Source organism: uncultured Bradyrhizobium sp. (genome assembly GCF_936943645.1).
Lineage (GTDB): Bacteria > Pseudomonadota > Alphaproteobacteria > Rhizobiales > Xanthobacteraceae > Bradyrhizobium.
On record NZ_CAKZJO010000052.1, the window covers coordinates 99,871 to 121,994 of the forward strand.

22 protein-coding genes are annotated in these 22,124 nt (G+C 64.5%); 10 read left to right on the forward strand and 12 right to left on the reverse strand.

Translation table 11 applies throughout. The features are described 5' to 3' along the window. The first annotated feature begins 121 nt into the window (after window positions 1-121). Window positions 122-1,858 (forward strand): gamma-glutamyltransferase, encoded by a 1,737-nt coding sequence (gene ggt, locus Q0743_RS11310; RefSeq protein ID WP_298241599.1) that lies wholly within the window; start codon window positions 122-124, stop codon window positions 1,856-1,858. A 47-nt stretch (window positions 1,859-1,905) separates the two neighbouring features. On the opposite strand, the gene Q0743_RS11315 is transcribed toward ggt, so the two are convergent. Then, entirely contained in the window at window positions 1,906-2,676 is a 771-nt protein-coding gene (locus Q0743_RS11315; RefSeq protein ID WP_298241600.1) for a serine acetyltransferase, read from the reverse strand. A gap of 312 nt (window positions 2,677-2,988) precedes the next feature. On the opposite strand from Q0743_RS11315, the gene Q0743_RS11320 reads away from it, so the two are divergent. Next, the gene (locus Q0743_RS11320) at window positions 2,989-4,152 is read left to right on the forward strand and encodes an acyl-CoA desaturase (protein ID WP_298241601.1); all 1,164 of its coding nucleotides are present in this window, start codon (window positions 2,989-2,991) and stop codon (window positions 4,150-4,152) included. Window positions 4,153-4,179: 27 nt separating this feature from the next. On the opposite strand, the gene Q0743_RS11325 is transcribed toward Q0743_RS11320, so the two are convergent. The 5 genes from Q0743_RS11325 to Q0743_RS11345 all read right to left on the reverse strand — a co-directional run bounded on the left by Q0743_RS11325 (window position 4,180) and on the right by Q0743_RS11345 (window position 6,855). After that, a complete protein-coding gene (locus Q0743_RS11325; protein ID WP_298241602.1) occupies window positions 4,180-4,347 on the reverse strand; it encodes a hypothetical protein in 168 nt (55 codons plus the stop codon). A 186-nt stretch (window positions 4,348-4,533) separates the two neighbouring features. After that, the gene (locus Q0743_RS11330) at window positions 4,534-5,025 is read right to left on the reverse strand and encodes a DUF2852 domain-containing protein (RefSeq protein ID WP_298241603.1); all 492 of its coding nucleotides are present in this window, start codon (window positions 5,023-5,025) and stop codon (window positions 4,534-4,536) included. Window positions 5,026-5,146: 121 nt separating this feature from the next. Continuing rightward, window positions 5,147-5,899 carry a TetR/AcrR family transcriptional regulator gene (locus Q0743_RS11335; protein ID WP_298241604.1) on the reverse strand — a complete coding sequence of 251 codons (753 nt, stop codon included), beginning with the start codon at window positions 5,897-5,899 and terminating at the stop codon, window positions 5,147-5,149. 126 nt (window positions 5,900-6,025) lie between these two features. Further along, on the reverse strand, window positions 6,026-6,391 hold the full coding sequence (locus Q0743_RS11340; protein WP_298241605.1) for a YciI family protein: 366 nt from the start codon (window positions 6,389-6,391) through the stop codon (window positions 6,026-6,028). A gap of 59 nt (window positions 6,392-6,450) precedes the next feature. Beyond that, window positions 6,451-6,855 carry a YciI family protein gene (locus Q0743_RS11345; protein ID WP_298241606.1) on the reverse strand — a complete coding sequence of 135 codons (405 nt, stop codon included), beginning with the start codon at window positions 6,853-6,855 and terminating at the stop codon, window positions 6,451-6,453. A gap of 437 nt (window positions 6,856-7,292) precedes the next feature. On the opposite strand from Q0743_RS11345, the gene Q0743_RS11350 reads away from it, so the two are divergent. From Q0743_RS11350 to Q0743_RS11370, 5 genes are all read left to right on the forward strand, one after another. Next, entirely contained in the window at window positions 7,293-8,957 is a 1,665-nt protein-coding gene (locus tag Q0743_RS11350) for a PAS domain-containing methyl-accepting chemotaxis protein (protein WP_298241607.1), read from the forward strand. A gap of 320 nt (window positions 8,958-9,277) precedes the next feature. Further along, window positions 9,278-9,601 (forward strand): DUF2846 domain-containing protein, encoded by a 324-nt coding sequence (locus Q0743_RS11355; protein ID WP_298241726.1) that lies wholly within the window; start codon window positions 9,278-9,280, stop codon window positions 9,599-9,601. Window positions 9,602-9,672: 71 nt separating this feature from the next. Then, on the forward strand, window positions 9,673-10,461 hold the full coding sequence (locus Q0743_RS11360; RefSeq protein ID WP_298241608.1) for an SDR family NAD(P)-dependent oxidoreductase: 789 nt from the start codon (window positions 9,673-9,675) through the stop codon (window positions 10,459-10,461). 36 nt (window positions 10,462-10,497) lie between these two features. Further along, a complete protein-coding gene (locus tag Q0743_RS11365; protein WP_298241609.1) occupies window positions 10,498-10,935 on the forward strand; it encodes a hypothetical protein in 438 nt (145 codons plus the stop codon). 586 nt (window positions 10,936-11,521) lie between these two features. Then, window positions 11,522-11,878, forward strand: coding sequence for a hypothetical protein (locus Q0743_RS11370; protein ID WP_298241610.1), 357 nt, complete (start codon window positions 11,522-11,524; stop codon window positions 11,876-11,878). A gap of 108 nt (window positions 11,879-11,986) precedes the next feature. Here Q0743_RS11370 and Q0743_RS11375 read toward each other — a convergent pair whose 3' ends face one another. The 4 genes from Q0743_RS11375 to Q0743_RS11390 all read right to left on the reverse strand — a co-directional run bounded on the left by Q0743_RS11375 (window position 11,987) and on the right by Q0743_RS11390 (window position 14,731). Further along, on the reverse strand, window positions 11,987-12,400 hold the full coding sequence (locus Q0743_RS11375) for a VOC family protein (protein ID WP_298241611.1): 414 nt from the start codon (window positions 12,398-12,400) through the stop codon (window positions 11,987-11,989). 30 nt (window positions 12,401-12,430) lie between these two features. Beyond that, window positions 12,431-12,970, reverse strand: coding sequence for an SRPBCC family protein (locus tag Q0743_RS11380; protein WP_298241612.1), 540 nt, complete (start codon window positions 12,968-12,970; stop codon window positions 12,431-12,433). A 109-nt stretch (window positions 12,971-13,079) separates the two neighbouring features. Continuing rightward, window positions 13,080-14,366 (reverse strand): RNA polymerase sigma factor, encoded by a 1,287-nt coding sequence (locus Q0743_RS11385; protein WP_298241613.1) that lies wholly within the window; start codon window positions 14,364-14,366, stop codon window positions 13,080-13,082. Next, entirely contained in the window at window positions 14,363-14,731 is a 369-nt protein-coding gene (locus tag Q0743_RS11390; RefSeq protein WP_298241614.1) for a YciI family protein, read from the reverse strand. Before Q0743_RS11390 ends, Q0743_RS11385 begins: the two co-directional genes overlap by 4 nt. 144 nt (window positions 14,732-14,875) lie before the next feature. Between Q0743_RS11390 and Q0743_RS11395 the strand changes: the two genes are divergently transcribed. Continuing rightward, window positions 14,876-15,841: a glyoxylate/hydroxypyruvate reductase A gene (locus tag Q0743_RS11395; protein WP_298241615.1), complete on the forward strand. Its 966-nt coding sequence runs from the start codon at window positions 14,876-14,878 to the stop codon at window positions 15,839-15,841. A 314-nt stretch (window positions 15,842-16,155) separates the two neighbouring features. Further along, window positions 16,156-18,123 carry a methyl-accepting chemotaxis protein gene (locus tag Q0743_RS11400; RefSeq protein ID WP_298241616.1) on the forward strand — a complete coding sequence of 656 codons (1,968 nt, stop codon included), beginning with the start codon at window positions 16,156-16,158 and terminating at the stop codon, window positions 18,121-18,123. 166 nt (window positions 18,124-18,289) lie between these two features. Here the strand turns inward: Q0743_RS11400 and Q0743_RS11405 are convergent, their stop codons facing one another. After that, entirely contained in the window at window positions 18,290-18,952 is a 663-nt protein-coding gene (locus Q0743_RS11405) for a TetR/AcrR family transcriptional regulator (RefSeq protein WP_298241617.1), read from the reverse strand. Window positions 18,953-19,057: 105 nt separating this feature from the next. Here Q0743_RS11405 and Q0743_RS11410 point away from each other — a divergent pair, with 105 nt between their 5' ends. Next, complete coding sequence (locus tag Q0743_RS11410) at window positions 19,058-19,702, forward strand: glutathione binding-like protein (protein WP_298241618.1); 645 nt, start codon at window positions 19,058-19,060, stop codon at window positions 19,700-19,702. 74 nt (window positions 19,703-19,776) lie between these two features. Here Q0743_RS11410 and Q0743_RS11415 read toward each other — a convergent pair whose 3' ends face one another. Then, window positions 19,777-21,927 (reverse strand): methyl-accepting chemotaxis protein, encoded by a 2,151-nt coding sequence (locus Q0743_RS11415; protein WP_298241619.1) that lies wholly within the window; start codon window positions 21,925-21,927, stop codon window positions 19,777-19,779. Window positions 21,928-22,124: the final 197 nt, after the last annotated feature.

The window sequence follows — 22,124 nt, forward strand, 5'->3', positions numbered from 1 at the left end:
GCAGTTTGCGCTTTGGCTGGCATCACACTCGCCACGCTCCCTCGGCGCACACGAGCTGATAGGCTCTATCCGCGGACAACAACTTGCCGGCACCACCGGCCCCAGCCTGAGGAACGCCGCCATGCCGAAACCACAGATCAACGTGCGGTGGCTCATCGCCGCCATCGTATCGGTCTGCCTCGTCACGTTCAGCCCCTTGCGCGCCGCATCGGTCGCGCCGGTCGCTGCCGAAAACGGCATGGTGGTTTCCGCGCAGCATCTGGCGACCCAGGTCGGCGTCGATGTGCTGAAGCGCGGCGGCAATGCCGTCGATGCCGCGGTCGCCGTCGGCTATGCCCTCGCCGTGGTCTATCCGGCCGCCGGCAATCTCGGCGGCGGCGGCTTCATGACGATCCAGCTCGCCGACGGACGCAAGACCTTCCTCGACTTCCGCGAGACGGCGCCCAAGGCGGCGACCGCCAACATGTACCTCGACAAGGACGGCAACGTCATCAAGGGCATCTCGACCAAGGGACACCTCGCCGTGGGCGTGCCGGGATCCGTCTCGGGCATGGAATATGCGCGCGAAAAATACGGCACCATGAAGCGCGCCGATTTGCTCGCGCCCGCGATCCAGTTCGCCGAGCAGGGATTTGTGCTCGACCAGGGTGACATCGACCTGCTGCGCACGGCAACGAACGATTTCAAGGAAGACCCCGCCTCAGGCGCCATCTTCCTCAACAACGGCCAGCCGTTCAACGTCGGCGAAAAGCTGGTGCAATCGGAGCTGGCGAAAACCCTGCGCGAGATCAGCGGCAAGGGCACGGACGGCTTCTACAAGGGCTGGGTCGGCAGCGCCATCGTGGCCTCGAGCCAGGCCGGCAAAGGTCTGCTGACGCAAGACGATCTCGACGGCTACAAGACGCGCGAACTCGCACCGGTCGAATGCGACTACCGCGGCTATCACGTGGTGTCGGCGCCGCCGCCGAGCTCGGGCGGCGTCATCATCTGCGAGATCCTGAATATCCTGGAAGGCTATCCGCTGAAGGAGCTGGGCTATCATTCCGCAGCGGCCACGCATGTGCAGATCGAGGCCATGCGCCACGCTTACGTCGACCGCAACAGCTACCTCGGCGACCCTGATTTCGTGAAGAATCCGCTCGACCGCCTGCTCGACAAGGCTTACGCCGCCAAGATCCGTGCCGTGATCGATCCGAACAAGGCGGGCGTCTCCAAGGACATCAAGCCTGGTGTCGCGCCGCACGAGGGCAGCAACACCACGCATTATTCGATCGCGGACAAGGACGGCAACGCCGTGTCCGTGACCTACACGCTGAACGACTGGTTCGGCGCCAAGGTGACGGCGGCAAAGACCGGCGTGTTGCTGAACGACGAAATGGACGACTTCACCGCCAAGGTCGGGGTGCCGAACCTGTACGGCCTGGTGCAGGGCGAGGCCAACGCCATCGCGCCCGGCAAGCGGCCGCTGTCGTCGATGAGCCCGACCATCGTCAGCAAGGACGGAAAACCGGTGATGGTGGTGGGTACGCCCGGCGGCAGCCGCATCATCACGGCCGTGCTGCAGACCATGATCAACGCGATCGACTACGGCATGAACGCGCAGGAGGCCGTCGACATGCCGCGCATCCACCAGCAATGGCTGCCCGATATCACCAATGTCGAGAACTATGCGCTGTCGCCGGACACGCAGAAGATTCTGGAAGGGATGGGCCACAAGTTCGGCCCGCCACAACCGGCCAATCACCTCGCCGTCATCATCGTCGGCGCGCCGGCGCTGAACGGCAAGCAAGTCGGCAACAACCGCTATTACGGCGCCAACGACCCTCGCCGGAACAGTGGGCTCGCGGCCGGCTATTGATCACGTCGGCGACGTCAGTGCGCAGTGCGGATGAGGCGAGGCGCGCGTCAGGCTGCGGATGCAGGCGCGGGGCAGTTGGTGAGGCGCGCGGGATTGCCAACGGCGGTGCAGCCGGCGGGGATGTCTGAGGTCACCACCGTGCCGGCGCCGATCTTGGCGAGATCACCGATGCTGACGTCGCCGAGGATGCTCGCGCCGGCGCCGATGAAGACACCGCGGCCGATGCGCGGCGAGCGCGTCGGCAGTTCGTTGCCGCGACCGATACTGACGTTCTGGAGGATGGTGACCTCGTCGCCGATCACGACATGGGCGCCGATCACGATGCCCGTGGCGTGGTCGAGATAGACCGACGAGCCGATGCTGGCCGACGGATGGATGCTGACCTGCAGGACGTTCGAGGCCTCGTTCTGAAACAAGAGCGCCGCATCGCGCTGATCATGACGCCACAGCCAGCTCGAGACGCGCCAGGCCTGCAGCGCGACGTAGCCCTTGAAGTGCAGCAACGGCGCCAACAGGCTGGCGATGGCGGGATCGCTGCGCACGATGGCCTGCAAGTCGCGGCCAGCCGCTTCAATCAATTCCGGCGAGCGGCGAAAGGCGTCGCGGGAAAAGGCGGTGAAGCGGGCCTGCTCTGCGGCGTTGCCGCCCAGCCTGCGCCCGATCAGGTCGGCGATGGCGGCCGCAAGATCGTCATGGGCGAGGACGGCCTCCGTCAGCGACCTGCCGAAGACGGGATCGGATGCAACCGCACGCTGCGCCTCGTCGCGGATCGCCTGCCAGAGGCAACCGTCCGTCGTCGCGTTTGCAGCTGCCGTCATCGCCGTCTCCGGTATCCAGAGGCCCTCTCATATAGATCGTCGGCAAGTCGCGCGCCACGTCCCGGGCGACAGACGCACCCGGAGCACCATGCCGCAGCCCCCCGTGAGGCTACGAGCTTGCGTGCCGGACGGCGGCAACCATATAGTCCGTCGAATTTTCGGCCCAAGCTGCTTTGGCCGGAATGTCCTCGCAAAGCAGCCCCTTCATGCCCCCCGCGGTGGTCCGCCATCCGCGGGTTTTTCGTACCCGGCCGCCGCCAACGCTGCCGCCACGAAATCCCGGAATCCCGTTACCTGAGGTCACGCCAAGACATGTCGCCCAACGCGCCCGCCGACGACCACCACGACGACGTCATGTACCCCTCCGCCATACCGTTCGTGCTGGTCCATCTCGGTTGCTTCGCGGCGATCTGGTCAGGCATCACCTGGGAGGCCCTGGCGATCTGCGGGTCGCTGTATGTCATGCGGATGTTCGGGGTCACGGCAGGCTACCACCGCTATTTCTCGCACAAGGCGTTCGCCACCGGCCGGGTGTTTCAGTTCGCCCTCGCCTGCCTCGCGCAAAGCACCGCGCAGAAGAGCGTGCTGTGGTGGGCCGCCAAGCATCGCCATCATCATCTGCATTCCGACACCGAGCTGGACGTGCATTCGCCGCGTCGGCGCGGCTTCGTGTACAGCCATCTCGGCTGGATCTTCTACCGCGAGCACGACACGACCGATCTCGTGAAGGTCGGCGATCTCACGATCTATCCCGAGCTGATGTGGCTGCACCGGCTGGAGCTGCTGCCGGCCTTCGTGCTTGCAGCGCTCTGCTTCATCGTGGCGGGCTGGTCGGGCCTGATCGTCGGCTTCCTCTGGAGCACGGTGCTGGTCTATCACGCAACCTTCTGCATCAACTCACTGGCCCATGTGCACGGACGCAAGCGCTACGTGACGGGCGATGATTCCCGCAACAATTGGCTGCTGGCGCTGCTCACCATGGGCGAAGGCTGGCACAACAATCACCACGCCTATCAGAGCAGCGTGCGGCAGGGTTTCTACTGGTGGGAGGTCGACGTCACCTATTACGTCCTCACGGTGCTGTCCTGGTTCGGCATCGTCTGGAACATGAAGGCGCCCCCCGAACAGGTGCTGCGCAACGAGCAGCCGCTCGGCGCCCGCGTCATCAACCGGGCAGCCCGCGAGCTTGCCGGACGGTTCGATGCACAGGCCCTGGCGCACGCCATCTCGTCGGCGCTGCACCGGGCCGATCCCGCCCAGCTGCAACTGCCGACGCTGCACGACATTCTCAATCGCGCGCATGAGGGCGTCGACGCGCTGACCCATCTGCATCTGCCGAGGATACCGACCCGCGACGAGTTTCTCACTGAAGCCAAGGCGATCTTCGCGCGGACGCGATCGCTCAACGAGATCGTGGACCACGCCTACGACCACTTCCTGGCTTCGGTTCGCGCGCAGCTCGTGACGGTGCGCTGAGCCTTGCCGGTCATCGGAGGCACGAGCCTATGGCCCGTGCCCCTGGCCGTGCACAACCCCGCAAAACGCGCGCCCGCCGGGACAGGGGCGAAACCGGCAGTCGGGATCGATCGCGCAGCCGCCATAGACGAGGCCGATATAGCCGAGCACCGCAAGCGCGGTGACGCCGAGCAGCAAGCGGGTGCGCAGATCCATGTGCCTTTAGTGCCGGAGATCCACGCACGGGTTCGGTGACGCACACCGCCGCGGCCGGGCTGGTCCTGGCCATAACGCCCCCCAAAACCAAACCGCCCGCCTGCGGGTTGCGCAGACGGGCGGCTCGGGGCCATCAGGACTTTGGGGGCATGCGCCTGAAGGCTTTGAGAGGTGCAGCCTCGAAGATCAACCCTGCTGCTGATCGGTCGGCGGCGGGGTCGGACGCGTCTTGTGCTGCGCCATGAACTGGTCGAACTCTTCCTTGTCCTTGGCGTGACGAAGGCGGTCCAGGAAGTTCTTGAACTCGACCTGCTCTTCCTCGAGCCGCTGCAGCGTCTCGCTGCGGTACTCGTCGAAGGCGCGGTTGCCGGAGGACGGCGGGCCGAAGCCGAAGCCGAAACCGCGGCGCTCCATGCGGCCGCGCATGCGGTCCATCTTGTACTGCATCCGCTCCATCTTGTTCTGCCAGCGGTCCTGATTGCTCCAGCACGACATTCTTCTGCTCCCGAGTGTGAAAAAGAGAAGGGCAAGTCCGATCGGCCACCAGATGATGAAGCCGAGAATGGTCACGGCGATCCAGCCGGGATGCCAGGGCGTATCGAGCATGCGGGGCCGCTCGTACTGCTGCTGGTGGTCCGAGGGGCCGCGCCAGCGATTGACGTCAGCGGTGTAGGCCATTTCCCTTCTCCATCACGGCATCAGCGCCGTTGTGAATGTAAATAACATTTACATAGCTAGACCATCCCGCGATTTTGTCAAGCTGGCCGCCAGACACGCCCGCGTGATTATTGGCGCAACTTTATTTCGGCTTGCCCCAAGGACCGCCAGGAGGGCCGCCCGGCGGGACGCCCGAACCGGAGGACGACTCCGGCGGCACCGGCGGAGGCTCGGCCCCCTTGGCCGGAGGACGGCGGTCGGTCGGGAAGCCGAGGCCGCGCAGATAGATCAGCACCTCGGCCTCGAGCAGCTCGTCGGGCGACATCGGCAGCTTTCGCCGCGCGGCATCGCCACGCGAGAACAGCGAGGCCACGCCGTGCGCCATCGACCAGATGTGCAGCGCCATCATCATCGCCGGCGGGCGCGGCATGCCGGGCGGTGCCAGCGCCGCGAGCCGCTCGGCGGCGGCGCGAATGATGTTGAAGGCGCGCTCGCTCGCGGCCTGCAGCGCCGGATTGGAGTCGACGGGAAGGCCGGATTCGAACATCGCGTTGTAGAACGCGGGCTCCTCTCGGGCGAAGGCGAGGTAAGCCTTGCCGACGCGCTCGAAGGCCGTGACGGTGTCGGGGCGCCCGTCGTCCCAGGCCGCGGTCAGGCGCTGCTCGAACTGCTCGAAGCCGCGCTGGGCGATCGAGGCCAGGAGCTCGTCACGGTCGCGAAAGTGCCGGTACGGCGCCGCCGCGCTGACGCCGGCCATGCGTGCGGCATCGGCGAAGGTGAAACCTGCCGCGCCCTTCTCGGCAATCAACCCGAGGGCGGCCTGCAGAAGTGCTTCCTTCAGATTGCCGTGGTGATAGCCGCGCTCGGCGCGGCGCTGCTCCTTGCGCCAGCTCATGTGAACGGCTTTTACATGAGCCGGGCGAGAAGGTCACTAGCGGGCGGCGGATTGGTTAACGCGTATTTTCACCGTCATTCCGGGACGATGCGAGAGCTTCGACCCCGGAATGACGATCGCGAAGACCTACATCTGTGGAATCGGCAGCACGGGCATGACCTCGATCGCTTCGCCCGGGAAGATCGCAAAATGCGGATGGTTCTCGAACAGTTTTGCCGCCGCCTCCTGCGAAGCAGCCCGCACCACCGTGAAGCCGGTCAGGGCATTGCTGATCTCGGTGATGCCGCTTCCGTCGATTCTGCGGGTCTTGCCGAGCGGGCCGCCCAGCTCGACGATGACATCCCGGTGCTTCTCGACCCAGCCGTGCCAGGCGGCCATGCCCTCCTGCTCCTTTGCCTTCCGTTCGGCTTCCGGCATCGCATGCCAGGCCTTCATCTTTTCGCCGCTCGTGCTGCCAAGATAGACGGCGAGGAATTTGTGCTCGGTGCTCATCGGTTCTCTCCCTTGTTGAAGCTTGATGACAGCCGCGATTTCCATCGCGACCATTGGGGCTACGTCTTCAGGCCGTCAAAACCGGCGGCGGCCGCTTGCACGTCAGGCGGAAAATCGCTGATCTCCTGCACCTGCCGGATTTCGATGATTTCATTCGGCGAGGCCGGGCACTGTTTTGCCCAGGCAATCGCCTCGGCTCGTGAGGCGACCTCGATCATCCAGTAGCCGCCCAGGACTTCCTTGGACTCGGCGAAGGGACCGTCCGTCACGACGGGTGCGCCGGTCGCAAACGAGACCCGCGCGCCCATCGAGGGCGGATGCAGGCCTTCCAGCGTGATCAGGACGCCGGCATCCTTCAGCGCCTCGTTGTAGCGCATCATCGCGGCGACGCGCTCGGGATCGAGTTGCACGTCCGGCGGCGCGGTCTCGTAGCCGAGCGGAATCATCAGCATCATGAATCGCATGAGGTGTCCTCGTTACTCTTCGTCACTCCGGAGGCGCTGAAATCGCCCCCCTCGGGACGACGACGGTGCCCCTGTAAGACGAACGCGGCTCTACACGACCGACAAGGGCGAGAAAATTATCTCGGGGGTCATTTCAGATGAGGGGAACCACGGGAACGTCGTCGGCGATGCCCGCCTGCGCAACTGCGTCAACACGCCGCGAAAAAAAATTCGCCCGTCTTCCGTACAAATACGAGCCCGCCAAATGAACTCCGCCGTGCATATGGAGCGAGAACGCTCGCCAGTTGAAATAGTTGGCTGACGCACGTGAAATTACGGAGCCGGCCGCGGCGTCTGTTTGGGTTTACAGACGCTCAAGGAGAGCATGCAACTTATCGGCGCAGGGGAAAGGGTACGGCGATCCTGCCGATTCGCTCCCGGGGGATTGCGGAGCTCACGTGTTCAATTTCCAAAGCAAGAAGGTCAGGCACGCGATCGCGGAGGTCGAGGCACTCGATCGGTCGCAGGCCGTGATCGAATTCGGTCTCGACGGCACCATCCTCGATGCCAATGAGAACCTGCTCAAGATGAGCGGCTACGCGCTGGCCGAGATCAAGGGCAAGCACCACAGCATCTTCGTCAGCCCGGCCGAGCGAGAGAGCGCCCGCTATCGCGACTTCTGGGCCAGCCTGAACCGCGGCGAATTCCAGACCACGCAATACAAGCGTTTCGGCAAGGGCGGCAAGGAACTCTGGATCCACGCCTCTTACGCGCCGCTGCGCGACGAGAACGGCAAGGTGGTCAGCTTCATCAAGTTCGCCACCGACATCACGGCGTACAAGATCAAGACCATGGAGGATTCCGGCAAGATCGCCGCGGTGAACCGCGCGCAGGCCGTGATCGAGTTCCAGATGGACGGCACCATCATCAGCGCCAACGAGAACTTCCTGAAGGCGATGGGCTACTCGCTCGACGAGATCAAGGGCAAGCATCACAGCATGTTCGTGACGCCCGAGGACCGCGCGAGTTCGGCCTACGCCGCGTTCTGGGCCAAGCTGAACCGCGGCGAATTCGAAGCCGCCGAATACAAGCGGCTGGGCAAGGGCGGCACGGAGATCTGGATCCTTGCAACCTACAATCCGATCCTCGACGAGAACGGCAAGCCGTTCAAGGTGGTGAAATTCGCAACCGACGTCACGGCGCAGAAGATGAAGGCGGCCGACAGTGATGGCCAGCTCGCCGCGATCCAGAAGTCGCAGGCGGTGATCGAATTCAACATGGACGGCACGATCCGCACCGCCAACGAGAACTTCCTGAAGGCGATGGGCTATTCGCTGGCCGAGATCAAGGGGCAGCACCACTCCATGTTCGTCGAGCCGAGCGAGAAGAATTCGCTCGCCTATCGCCAGTTCTGGGAGACGCTCAACCGCGGCGAATACCAGGCCGCCGAATACAAGCGCATCGCCAAGGGCGGCCGCGAGATCTGGATCCAGGCGTCCTACAACCCGATCTTCGATCTGAACGGCAAGCCCTACAAGGTGGTGAAATACGCCACCGACATCACCGCGCAGGCGATCGGCCGCAAAAAGGCCGACAATGCGCGCGGGCTGATCGAAGCGGTCGCGGCGGGCAGCGAGCAGATGAGCGCCTCGATCCGCGAAATTTCCGAGACCATGGCGAAGTCGCGCGAGAATTCCAAGGTCGCGACCAATCGGGTCGAATCCGCCGACGGCCAGGCCCAGAAGCTGACCGCGGCTGCGCAGGCCATGAGCGGCATCGTCGAGATGATCTCCGGCATCACCAGCCAGATCAATTTGCTCGCGCTCAACGCCACGATCGAATCGGCCCGCGCGGGCGAAGCCGGCCGTGGCTTTGCCGTGGTCGCCTCCGAGGTAAAGAATCTCGCGAGTCAAGCCAAGCAGGCGACCGATACGATCACGTCCGAAATCGACGCGCTGAATACCATCTCCGGCGACGTCGCCAACTCCCTGACCGCGATCAAGGTCGCGATCGCCGGCGTCAGCGAGTTCATTGCCTCCACCGCCGCCGCGGTCGAGGAGCAGAGCATCGTGACGGCGGACATGTCGGCCAACATGCAGCGTGCATCTGCGGAACTGGCATAGTCGGCGCGGCCGGCGCTCCCGATGGACGCTGACGAGCAGCTGTCGATACCCGCTGTGCTTGCCGATCGGAAAACGGTTGCACAATCAAGGCGTGTATGCCTAATTGAGCCCGTGGGGGCGAGGAAGCAGCGAGGCAATTGTCAGCCGTTCGCCGTTTGCCGCTGATTTGGAGCTGGGCGCTCCGATATTTGGGACGGGGGCATATGAGATCGAAGATCGGGGCGCTGCCCCTTTTGCTTGTCGGATTTTTGTTGGCGAGTTGCGCGAGTCCACGAGGCCTTGACGAACCGGCCTTCCAGATGCCGCCATTGAAGCCGGGCATGGGCCGAGTGTACTTCACCCGGCCGGGCGAATTTGCAGGGTCGGCTGTCCAGCCTGAGATTCGAATGAACAATGAAGTCGTCGGCAGGTCCGTGCCCGGCGGGTTCACTTTTGTCGACCGTCCCCCCGGGAAGTATGTCGTGACGACGGCAACCGAGGTCGAGAATGTGGTGTCATTCCAGCTGGCTGCCGGCGAGTCCAAATACATCAAGACTGCCGTGACGCCGGGCATCCTCGTCGGCCATGTCACGCCGACGCTGGAATTCCCGGAACAGGGGCAGTCCGATATCAACCGCCTCAGATATGTCGGCCCCAAATTCTGATCCCTTGCTCTGATCCCTTGCGCGGGGCCAGCTAAACTGCCATGCCGCGGGTTCGAGCAAAGGACCCCGTCATGCCCCCCTCGCCCACCAAAGTCGCTCTCGTCACAGGAGCCGCGCGCGGCATCGGGCTCGCGACCGCGAAGAAGTTCTTGGCCGAAGGCTGGCGTGTGGCGCTGCTCGACATCGAGGGCGAGTTGCTCGGCCGGGCGGTCGCCGAAATCGACCAAAGCGAGGCGACGCTGGCACTGACCTGCGACGTCTCGGACGCAGCCGCAGTGAGCGAGGCAATGGAGGCGGTCGAGCGCCGGTTCGGCCGCCTCGATGCGCTCGTCAACAATGCCGGCATCGCGGTGTTCGCGCCGCTGATGGAAACATCCGAGGTCGACTGGCGCTGCGTGCTCGAAGTCAACCTCACCGGTCCCTTCCTTTGCACCAAGGCTGCGGTACCCCTGATGCGCGAGGGCCATGGTGGCGCCATCGTCAACATCACCTCGATCTCGGCGGTGCGCGCCTCGACGCTGCGCTCGGCCTACGGCACCAGCAAGGCCGGGCTGGCGCACCTGACCAAGCAGCTCGCGGTCGAGCTCGCCTCGCTCAACATCCGCGTCAACGCGGTCGCGCCGGGACCGGTCGACACCGCGATGGCCAAGCAGGTGCACAGCAAGGAGATCCGCGCCGACTATCACGATGCCATTCCGCTCAACCGCTACGGCCTCGAGGAAGAGCTTGCGGATGCGATCTACTTCCTGTGCTCAGGCCAGGCGAGCTACATCACCGGACAAATTTTGGCCGTTGATGGCGGCTTCGATGCGGCAGGTATCGGCTTGCCGACGCTGCGCGGGCAAAGGCGGAACGGTTAGGCGCCGGGATTCGTAACCGAGCTTGTGGAGAGCTTCATGCGACGCACCTCATTGCTCAAAGTCCTGATGCTTGCAGTGCTCCTGCTCGCCATCACCCCTGCTGCCGCTGAAATCCGCATCATCCAGTCTCCGGGGGGACAGGTCGGACCGTTCCTCGATCTGTTCGAGAAGGTGCGCGACAGCGGCGAGCGCGTGGTGATCGACGGCCCCTGCCTGTCCGCCTGCACACTGGTGCTCAGCATCGTGCCGGATGAGCGCATCTGCGTCACCAAGCGCGCCGTGCTCGGCTTCCATGCCGCACGTTCGGTGGACCGGCGCGGTCGCTTCTATGCCGAGCCGGAAGCATCGGTCGCGGTGCTTGCGGCCTATCCCGGCCCGGTACGCGACTGGATCAGCCGCCGCGGCGGCCTCACCTCGCGTTTGCTCCTGCTGAAAGGACGCGATCTCGCCGCGATCTATCCGCGCTGCCGCTGAAGCGTCCGACAGCTGCCACGAATGTGACGTCGATGAGTCCTGTGAACCGTCACATGAATGGCGCCTGACTTGAAGGCACTTAACTTGAAGGCCCTTAACTTGAAGGCACTTAACTTGAAGGCACTTGGCTGGCCCGAGGCCGTAAGGCAGGTTCCCTGGTGCTGGCGAGATATTCGCACCGGGGCTCTACGCCATCGCTGTGGCTGCCTTCAGTAGAAAGTCTGAATCACCGGCACCAGCTTCATGCTGGCGCAGATAAGCATCCCCCATAGGGCAAAATTGATCTGTAGCGCCGCTGCCATCGGTCGCTCCCCTTCCAAGTGACGTCCACCCCAGTTTGTAGATTTTATGAATCACCAATAGCGATTCCACCGTGCAGATCACAGCCCAATATTGCGCCAATTGTTGTGCAATGCGAACCGCATTGTTTCACGAAGCGGCCTCACTGCTCGCATAAAGTGATGTGAACAGTTCGTTCATTGCTCGGCCATGCCGGCCAACCGATTTGCGTTAAGTTCCATTTGACCGACGCATGTGAGCTTCCTCAACGGCGCTTGCACGTTACGCACCGAAGTTTGGATCCGGCATGATGCGACACGGCATTGTCTTGCTCACTTTCTGCACAGCGCTGCTTGGATGTGCAGTCGCGCCGGCGCAGGAGCGTCCGATCGCTTGGGACGGCCTCGGCCAGGACCCCAACAGAAACTTGAACCGCCCCCATGTCGGCAAGCGGCGCGCAACGCCCCCTGCTCCCGCCGCAAACGATCCCAATCAGGAACGGGAACGAGTGCTCGGCACCTTGCGGCCATACTCGGAAGCGTGGTGGGCGGTGTATGACGAGATCGAAGCGGAGCGCGACAGGCAACTCGGCACCAAGCTCGTGATCTGCCCGCGCTGCGTGCAGCCGCGACAAGACGAAGACGTGACCGGATCGATTCGCTGAGCGGGCTCGCCGGTCCGAGCGTGACCCGACAGATCCATTGACCCCCTCTCCCGCGACGATGGAGAGAGGGGACCGTTGCTCAATCAATCATGCACGCAGTTTTGCGCGTCACATTCCTTCCGCCGGGCAGTTCACCATCCAGGGAATGCCGAACTTGTCGACGCACATGCCAAATCCCTTGGCCCAGAACGTCTTGCTGAAGGGCATGGTGACGGTGCCGCCGTCGGCGAGCGCGTTGAACTTGCGCTCGCCGTCCGCGGGATCCTTGACCGTGAACGAGATCGAAAAGCCCTGCGGCTTGCTGAAGTGCTCGGGCGGCGCGTCGGAGGCCATCAGCACGCTGCCGTCGGGCAGCGACATCCGCGCGTGCATGATCGTCTTCTCGCGGCCGGGCGCGGCAGGCATGTCCGGCGGCGCATCCGATGAGCGCATCATCGCGTCGATCTTGCCGCCCAAAATCTTGGCGTAGAAGTTGAACGCGGCTTCGCAATTGTCCTGATAGAACAGATAGGCATTGAGCATCGTTTCTCTCCTCTTCACTTGCAGTGAGGCTTATTGCTTTTCGGTGAGCTTCTTCAGGCTGACGAGACCGGCCTCGAAATCGTTGCCGATCATCCTGTCCATGTTGATGAACACCTGCATGACCTTGGTCATGAACGGGGCCGGACCGTACATCGCCCATGTGACCAGAGTGGCATCGCCTTGCGGCACAAAGGTGAACTCGGCGGTGTTGTGGCCTTCGAACGGCCGCTCGAAATCGAGCTTGATACGAAGTTTCGACGGCCCGCTCGCCTCGAGGATCTCCATGTGGCCGGCGCCGACATTGTTGTTGCCGTCCCAGGCATAGGTCGCGCCTTTTCCTTCAGCGGTTCCGCCGAAGGTCCGCTTCATGGCGGGGTCACGGGCTTCATAGGGCGACCAGCCGGTCCAGCGGTGGAAATCGGCCACCTGCGGATAGATCGCATCGGCCGGCGCCTTCACGGCGAGCGAGCGTTCGACGCGGAATGTGTCGGGTTTCGTCAAGGCGAAGACGAGAACCCCGGCTGCGCCGGCGGCGAGCACGATGGCGATGATGGCAAGGGCTTTCAGCATGGATGGCTCCGTGGATACGGGCACAGGACGAACGGGAACGGCGGGACCCGACAAGGGCGGACGAATCTTTTCGTCATGCCGGGCGTGACGGCGGAGAGGATCTCGCGCGTTACGTCGCCTTCGCGCTTTGCTTTGCCTTCGGCTGGCTGTCCCGGATCAGGCGATCGAGATGCATGCGGATGTGGGCGGCTTCCGCGGACGTGTTGGCGAGTGCAATGGCGCGATCGAAGGCGATCCGGGCCTCCTCGCCGCGGCCAAGCTGCATCAGGAAGGCGCCGCGCACGCCGTAGAAGTGGAAGTAGTTGGCAAGCTTCGGCGCCAGCGGCTCGATCAGATCGAGCGCAGCTTGCGGCCCGCGCACCTTGGCGACCGCGACGGCGCGGTTGAGCGTCACCACGGGTGAAGGCTGCACCAGCTCGAGCGCGCCGTAGAGCAGGTCGATCTGGGCCCAGTCGGTTTCTTCAGGCGTCGTGGCGCGCGCATGCAGCGCGGCGATCGCGGCCTGGATCTGATAGGGACCGCTGCGGCGATGACGCATCGCCTTGTCGATCAGCGCCAGCCCCTCCGCGATCATGGTGCCGTTCCACAGCGAGCGGTCCTGGTCGTCCAGCAGGATCAGCGAGCCGTCCGCCGCAAAGCGCGCGGCGCTGCGTGCATGCTGCAACAGGATGAGCGCGGTGAGCCCCATGATCTCGGGCTCGCTCGGAAACAGCCGGAGCAGAAGGCGGGCCAGACGGATCGCCTCCTCGCACAGCGGTGTGCGGATCGCCGCGGTGTCGCCGCTCGCCGAATAGCCCTCGTTGAAGATCAAGTAGATCATCGCCGCGACGCCCGCGAGCCGCTCCGAGCGCTCAACGGCGCCGGGCGCCTCGAACGGCACGCCTGCTTCCGCGATCCTGGCCTTGGCGCGCGTGATGCGCTGCTCCATCGCTGCCTCCGAGACCAGGAAAGCACGCGCGATCTGTTTCACGGTGAGGCCCGAGACGATGCGCAGGGCCAGCGCGATCTGCTGTGTCGCCGGCAGCTGCGGATGGCAGCAGACGAACATCAGCCGCAGGATGTCGTCGCGATAATGCGAGCCGTCGAGCCGCTCGGCGAGCGCGCCCTCGGCGTCGTCGAGGTCGGAGATCGCCTGGTCGTCCTCGGGCAGCGGCTGCTGCTTGCGGGTCCGGCGCACCTCGTCGATCGCAGCGTTGCGGCCGACCATGATCAGCCAGGCGGCGGGGTCACGCGGCGGTCCGTTCTGCGGCCAGGTCTTCAGCGCGCGCAGGCAGGCGTTCTGGAAGGCTTCCTCGGCGGTGTCGAGATCGCGGAAATAGCGCAGCAGCGCGCCCACTGCCTGGGGTCGCGCCGAGGTCAGCGCAGTCTCGATCCAGGCGGTGTCGGTGTCGCTCACGTCAGGTTTCCTCCGGGCCGAAACACGCCGACGGGACGCACCTCGTAGGCGCCGCCGGGATTGGCCGCGCCGAGGTCGCGCGCGACGTCGAGCGCGTCGTCGAGGTTCTTGCAATCGACGATGTAGAAGCCGAGCAATTGCTCCTTGGTCTCGGCATAGGGGCCGTCGAGCACCAGCGGCGGATCCTCCTTGCGCAGGGTCGCAGCCGCGGTGGTCGGCAACAGCCGCGCCACCGGTCCGAGCCGGCCCTGCGTCGCGAGCTTCTCCTGCACCACGGCGAGCTTCTTCATCACGGCCTCGTCCTGGTCCTTGCTCCAGGAGCCGACGAAGTCCTCGTCATGATAGCAAAGGATCGCATAAAGCATGGGCAGCACCTTCCCTGAACGCTTGTTTTGAAGACGATGCAGTATGCCCCGCCCCGACAGGGCTGCGGAAAGAATTTGCAAGAATAATCCGGCAGATCGTGCCAAGGAGGGCTTTCGAAAACGGAACCCGACGAGGCACTTCGAATGACCATGGGCACACTGGCCGTCCTGATCAACAGCACGCAGCAGAACTGGCTGCCGGAGCGCTGGAAGGCCCGGTTCGACGCGGTGTGCGGTGGCCGCCGCGTGGTGCTGCTGCCGGATTCCGCCCTCGATCCGGCCGAGGTGCACTATGCCACGGTGTGGAAGCCGGTGCCGGGAGATCTCGCCTCCTTCCCCAATCTGCGGGCGATCTTCAATCTCGGTGCCGGCGTCGATGCGCTGATGGCGGACAAGAGCCTGCCTGACGTGCCGCTGGTCCGCGTCGCCGTGCCCGATCTGACCGGCCGCATGACCGAATATGTGGTGCTGCACGTGCTGATGCATCACCGCCAGGAGCTCTATTTGCGGGACTCGCAGCGCGCCAAGCGCTGGGAGCCGAAATATCAATGGCCGGCGAGCGCCGTGACGGTCGGGGTCATGGGATTGGGCACGCTCGGCGCGGACGCCGCCGACGTGCTGCGGCGGCTCGGCTTCCGGGTCGCCGGCTGGAGCCGCAGCCCCCGCACCATCGAGGGCGTCGAATGCTTCCATGGCGCCGACCAGATCGATGCCTTCCTGCGCAAGACCGACATCCTGGTCTGCCTGCTGCCGCTGACGCCGGAGACGCACGGCATCCTCAACCGCGACGTCTTCGCAAGACTCAACCGCAACGGCCCGCTCGGCGCGCCGGTGCTGATCAATGCCGGCCGCGGCGGCTTGCAGAACGAAGCCGACATCCTCGCCTGCCTCGACGACGGCACGCTGGGCGCCGCCTCGCTCGACGTCTTCGTGCAGGAGCCGCAGCCGGCGGACAGCCGGTTCTGGACCCACCCGAAGGTGGTGCTGACGCCGCACAACGCGGCCGACACCGACGCGGACGCGATCTCGGTCTATGTCGCCGAGCAGATCGCCCGGTTCGAGGCCGGGGGCGCGCTGGAGAACGTGGTGGACCGGACAAGGGGATATTGAGGCGCTAGCTGACTAGAAGAGGCACGCGCGCACCTCATACTCACGGTCGTCCCCGCGAAGGCGGGGACCCATACCGCGTGATCTTTCGATGGTAGGCGGTCGCAGTACCGAACGACGCGTCTTCGCCAAACCTCTCCCTGTGGTTATGGGTCCCCGCGTGCGCGGGGACGACACCGTTTGTGGGGCAGGCAGACCGGCGCTCTGCCCTCTCCCCCTCCCCCCACAACCACCGCGCTCCGGCGGTATCCCGTTCACCCTCTCTTAGCGAGAACTTGATATGCGTTCTTAACCAACGGTCAACGAACGAGTCGGACATGCGCACGAGCCTCGGCCTCAGGATGCGGATCACGGTTGCCCTTGCGGTGACGGCGGCGGCGACTGCGTTGTTTGCCGTGCTCGGGGCGATGTGGATCATCGCCGGGATCATCGACCGCGCCGATCAACGCGAGCTGCGCAGCCATTACGATGCCCTGCTGTCGCGGATCGCGGAGGAGTCGCACCGCGCCGCCGCCATGAGCACGGTGGTGGCCGCAATGCCCGCGACGCAGGATGCGATGGCCAAGCAGGACCGCAACGCGCTCATGGCCCTGTTCGGGCCGGTGTTTGCCGCCACCAAATCGGAATACGGTGTCGAGCAGTTCCAGTTCCATGTGGCGCCGGCAACCTCGTTCCTGCGCGTGCATCAACCCGCGAAATTCGGCGATGACCTCTCCGGCTTCCGAAAGACGGTCCTGGTCGCCAATCAGGAGCACAAGGTCGTGGTCGGGCTCGAAGGCGGCGTGGCCGGGCTCGGGATCCGTGGCGTGGTGCCCATCGCGCAAGGGAGCAAGCAACTCGGCACGGTCGAATTCGGCCTGACCTTCGGCCAGTCCTTCCTCGACGATTTCAAGACCAACCGCCACGTCGACATCGCCTTCCATCTTGCCGACGGCTCGGGTTTCAAGCTGTTCGGCGACACGCTGAAGGGCAAGAGCTTCTTCGACGCGGCCGATTATGGCCGGGCCACTGCGGGCAGCTTCACCGTGAAGCAAGCCAGGCTCGACACTACGCCGGTCGCATCGCTGCTCGGACCGATCAAGGACTTCTCCGGAAAGCCGCTCGGCGCCGTCGAATTGGTAATGGACAACGCCGATTACGAAGCCTCGGCCGACCGTGCCTGGCTGCTTGCCATCGGCATCGCCGCGCTCGGCCTCGTGCTCGCCGCGATCGTCGGCTATCTCATTGCCCGCAGCATCTCGCGTCCGATCATCTCCATCACGTCCGTCATGCGCGAGCTTGCCGACGGGCGCACCGACGTCGCCGTTCCCGCAGCCAAGGCGAATGACGAGGTCGGCGCGATGGTGAAGGCGGTCACGGTGTTCCGCGACAACGCCGTGAGATTCAACGCGCTCCAGGCCGAGCAGCTGGAAGCCAAGGCGCAGTCGGAAGCGGAGAAGCGCCGCGCCTTCGCCGCGCTCGCCGACAATTTCGAAGCCAGCATCCGCGACGTCGTCACCACGGTGTCCGCGGCCGCGGTCGAGATGGAGCATACCGCGCGCTCGATGTCGGCCATCGTCGAGCAGTCCCGACAACAAACGCGCGCAGTGTCCTCGGCCTCGACGCTGGCCTCGGAGAACGTGCAGACCGTCGCGGCAGCGGCGGAGGAGCTGTCCTCCTCGATGACCGAGATCAGCCGGCGCCTGGCGCACGCGACCGAGGTGGTCGGCCAGGCCGCCAGCGACGGCCGGCAGTCGAATGCGCGCGTGCAGAGCCTTGCGGAAGCCGCACAGAAGATCGGCGACGTCGTCTCCTTCATCAACGGCATCGCCGGCCAGACCAATCTGCTCGCGCTGAATGCGACGATCGAAGCGGCGCGCGCCGGCGAGGCCGGCCGCGGCTTTGCCGTGGTCGCTTCCGAGGTCAAGGCACTCGCAACCCAGACCGCGAAGGCGACCGAAGAGATCGGCGCTCAGGTCACGGCGGTGCAGGGCGAGACCACGGGCGCGGTGGACGGCATCCAGTCGATCTGTGCGACGATCCAGCAAGTCGATGAGATCTCCGCCGCGATCGCCGCTGCCGTCGGCCAGCAGGGCACTGCGACGCAGGAGATCGCGAAGAACGTCCAGCAGGCCGCCGCCCGCACCGGCGAGGTCTCGCAAAACATCTCGGGTGTCACGGCCGGCATCGCCGCGACGGGCACGGCGGCGGAGGAAGTGCTGGGTTCGGCGGTCGAGCTGTCGAAACAGTCGCAGCGGCTGCGGGACGAGGTGGACCGCTTCCTCGCGCAGATCCGCGCGGCGTAATTGGACGCGGGATCGCGCCCCCTGCTAGCTGTCGTCCCTGCGAACGCAGGGACCCATAATCCCAGGGAGCAGCCGCGGCGCGAGATGGCAACTCAGAGTCTTCGCCAAACTTCTGCTGCGGCGTATGGGTCCCGGATCTGCGCTTACGCTTGTCCGGGACGACAGCTTACGCTTTGACTCCCAGCATCACGTCGATCGCGCCCTTGACGATCGCCTCCAGCTCCTTGCGTGACACGCGCGCGCGGGAGCGGATGGCGATGCTGTGCACGGTGGCCGAGGCGAGCTGGGCAAGCACGACCGGATCGGCGCTCTCCGGCAACTCGCCCTTCTCCTTGGCGCGGCGGAAGCAGCTCGCAAAAGCCTTGTCGAGCTCGGTGAGACCGTCGAGCACCATGGCGCGGATGTCGGGATCACCAACGGCTTCCGACGCCGCGGTCACCACCGTGAAACAGCCGCGCGGACCGGTCTCACCCGACAGATAGATGTTCAGCGCGGAAGCGAAGATGCGCTCCAGCCGCTGGCGCACCGGCATTTCCTCGCGAAAGATCGCCGCCATGGAGGCCCGCGCCTCCTCGCGGTAGCGCTGATAGCTCTTGATGTAGAGCTCGCGCTTGTCGCCGAAGGCGCCATAGAGGCTCGGGCGGTTCATGCCGGTCGCCTCGCTCAAATCGTCGAGCGACGTCGCGGCAAAGCCCTGCTTGCGGAACAGGTCGAGCGCCTTGCCGAGCGCGACCTCCGGCTCGTAGGCGCGGGGGCGGCCCCGGCGCTTCGGTTCGCCGCGGCGCTCGGGCTGACTTGCAGCAGCTGGCGGTTTTGATTTTTGTACCATTTCGCAAAATAATCCTTGACCGACCCCATATTATGCAAGACAGTACAAAAATCAATCTGGCCAGGTTGAGCGACACAAAGAGGAATTTGCCCAAGGAGGCTACAGATGGATCTCTATTTCTCGCCGCTCGCCTGCTCCATGGCGACGCGCGTCGCGCTGTATGAAGCCGGCGCCGAGGCGAACTATCTCGAGGTCGACCCGCCGACCAAGACCGTGCTGAACGACGGCTCCGACTTCCGCGCCGTCAATCCGATCGGCCTGGTGCCGACGCTGCGCACCGACGACGGCGTGGTTCTGACCGAGAACGCGGCGATCCTGCAATACGTCGCCGATCGCTTTCCGGAATCGGGGCTCGGCGCCGCGGAGGGCATCGATCGGACGCGGCTGCATCAATGGCTCTGCTTCATCGGCACCGAGCTGCACAAGGGTCTCTTCATCCCCGTGCTCGACCGCAAGGCGCCGCAGGAAACCAAGGCCTATGCGCTGGAGAAGAACCTGTCGCGGCTCGACTATCTCGACAATTACCTGAAGGGCCGCGAGTTCCTGCTCGACCATTTCAGCGTGGCGGATGCTTACCTCGTCACCGTCATCAACTGGACCATGGCGACGCCGCCGATCGAGCTTGCGAAATGGCCGAACGTGAAGGCCTATTACGATCGTCTGCGCCAGCGACCCTCAGTCGCGAAGGCGGTCGCCGAGGAGTTCGAGCTGTACAAGGCCGAACTCGCCCGCAAAAAGGCCGCGGCGTAAGCCGGACCGAACACCTCACGACGCTGTCGATCAAATCGTTGTCCCCCGAGGAGGGGACAACGATTTGTCTTCGTTCAGGCGGCCCTGACACCATCCAGGAAGCGTCCGACTTCCGCGCGAAGCCGGTTGCTGTCGCTCGAAAGCGCCTGCGCTGCGTTGAGGACCTGCGCCGAGGCGGATCCAGTTGCGGTCGCACCATGCTGGACGTCCGTGATGTTCGACGAGACCTGATGCGTGCCTTGAGCAGCCTGCTGGACGTTGCGCGCGATCTCCTGCGTCGCCGCGCCCTGCTCCTCGACGGCCGCCGCGATGGTCGACGAGATCTCCGACAAGGACTTGATCGTGCTGCCGATCACCTTGATGGCGTTGACCGAGTCCTGGGTCGCGCCCTGAATGCCGGCGATCTGCTGCGAAATCTCGCCGGTGGCCTTGGCGGTCTGCTCGGCGAGCGCCTTCACTTCAGAGGCCACGACGGCAAAGCCGCGACCGGCTTCGCCCGCCCGCGCCGCCTCGATCGTCGCGTTCAATGCGAGAAGGTTGGTCTGGCCGGCGATCGTGTTGATGAGCTCCACCACGTCGCCGATGCGTGCGGCCGCCGTGGCGAGCTCACCGACCTTTTGATCGGTGAGGCGCGCCTGCTCGACGGCTTCATTGGCCATCCGCGCCGATTCCTGAACCTGCCGGCCGATTTCGTTGACGGAAGACGACAGCTCCTCGGTCGCACTCGCCACCGATTGCACGTTGGTGGAGGCCTCTTCGGAAGCGGCCGCGACCATCGTTGCAAGCTTTTCTCCGCGCTCGGCGGTCGAGGTCAGCGTGTTCGCCGAGGCCTCGAGCTCGGTCGAGGCCGACGAGACCGTTTCGATGATATCGCCCACCGCGCTCTCGAAATTGCCCGCGAGCTTGATCATCTCCGCCTTGCGCTGCGCGGCGGATCGTCTCTGGGTCGCGCCGAGCTCATCGCGGTCGAAGCGTACGATCGCCTGCAAGGTCTGCAGGTTTCTGAGAGCGACACCGAGCTCATCGTCCCGTTCGACGATGATGCGATTGTCGAGCTTGCCGCCGTTGACACTGAGCATGGCATCATTGAGCCGCTGGAGCGGGCGAACGATGGCTCGAATGGTTTGACGGCTCAGAAGCCCGGAAACGGCGACGCTCACCGCCAAAAGGGCGAAGGCGATGCCGACGAGCCAGCCGTATTCGTAGGTGGCCGCGTCATATTCCGCCTTGGCTTCCCTGATTTGAATCGCCACCAGCTTGTCGAGATCGGCCTTGGCCGCGTCGTAAAGCTCGCGAGCCGGCCCCGCGAGGGCGGCAGCGAGCTCCACGTACTTCTGCTGCGCGAGAAGCGATAGCGCCGGCTTCAATCCCTTCTCGACATAGTTCATGCGCTTGGGCGTGAAGGTGTCGGCGACACCCTTTTCTTCCGGCGTGAGATAGGTCGCCATGTATTCGGCCCAGGTCCTGCCGACCTTTTCCAGATTGGCGCTGACCCTGGCCGTGACATCGCCGACGGGCTTTCCGGCCCCTCCGTTGGACGCAGCTTCGAAGAGCAACGCCGTGTTGTCCCTCATTCGGTCATTGATCTCGAACAGCTGCGCGAGCGGCACCGCCCGGTCCTCGTAGATCGACTTCATCCTGATGTTGCTTTCGCGCGTGCCCAGCAGACCCGCGCCTCCGAGCGCCAGGAGAAACATCAAGAGCACTGCGACCAGCGTGACGAGGCGCGCATTCAGCGTGCCGTTGAAGACCGAGAATCGATCGAGCAGCGAGCGCCGGCGAAGCACTCCGGCATCCAACCGATAGTCGTGCGGCTTGTTCTCGCGGATCTTCGCATACACCAGCTCCGCTTCGGCGCGCTGGTCGGCGGGCAGCTTGGTGCGGATGGAGCTGTATCCGACGATCTGTCCGTTCTCGCGAATGGGCGAGGCGGTCGCCAGCACCCAGTAGAAGTCGCCATTCTTGCGCCGGTTCTTCACGGCTCCGGACCACGGCTGGCCCTGCTGCAGCGTCGCCCACAAATTTTCGAAGGCCGCGGACGGCATGTCCGGATGGCGGATGATGTTGTGAGGCTGGCCCATCAACTCCGCCTCGGAGAATCCCGACGCCTCGACAAACTGATCGTTGAAGTAGGTCAGCTTCCCTTTCATATCCGTGCGGGAGACGATGAGCGTATCGTCGGTAATCGGATATTCGACGGCGGTGACCGGAAGATTGGTCCGCATGGGAACCTCCAGAATGGCATTCGCAAAAATCGAACCTGTGAACTTCAGGTAAGCGCCGAAGCATTTAATTTGCCTAAATCCAGAGCATCGATCCGACCAGTAGAATTACGCTTGTGTCCCGGTTTTCGGCAAAAGCGCATCCAATGCGGGAGAGTGCGAAAGCGAAGCAACCGCTGGATGGTCGAGGCCTGCCTCGC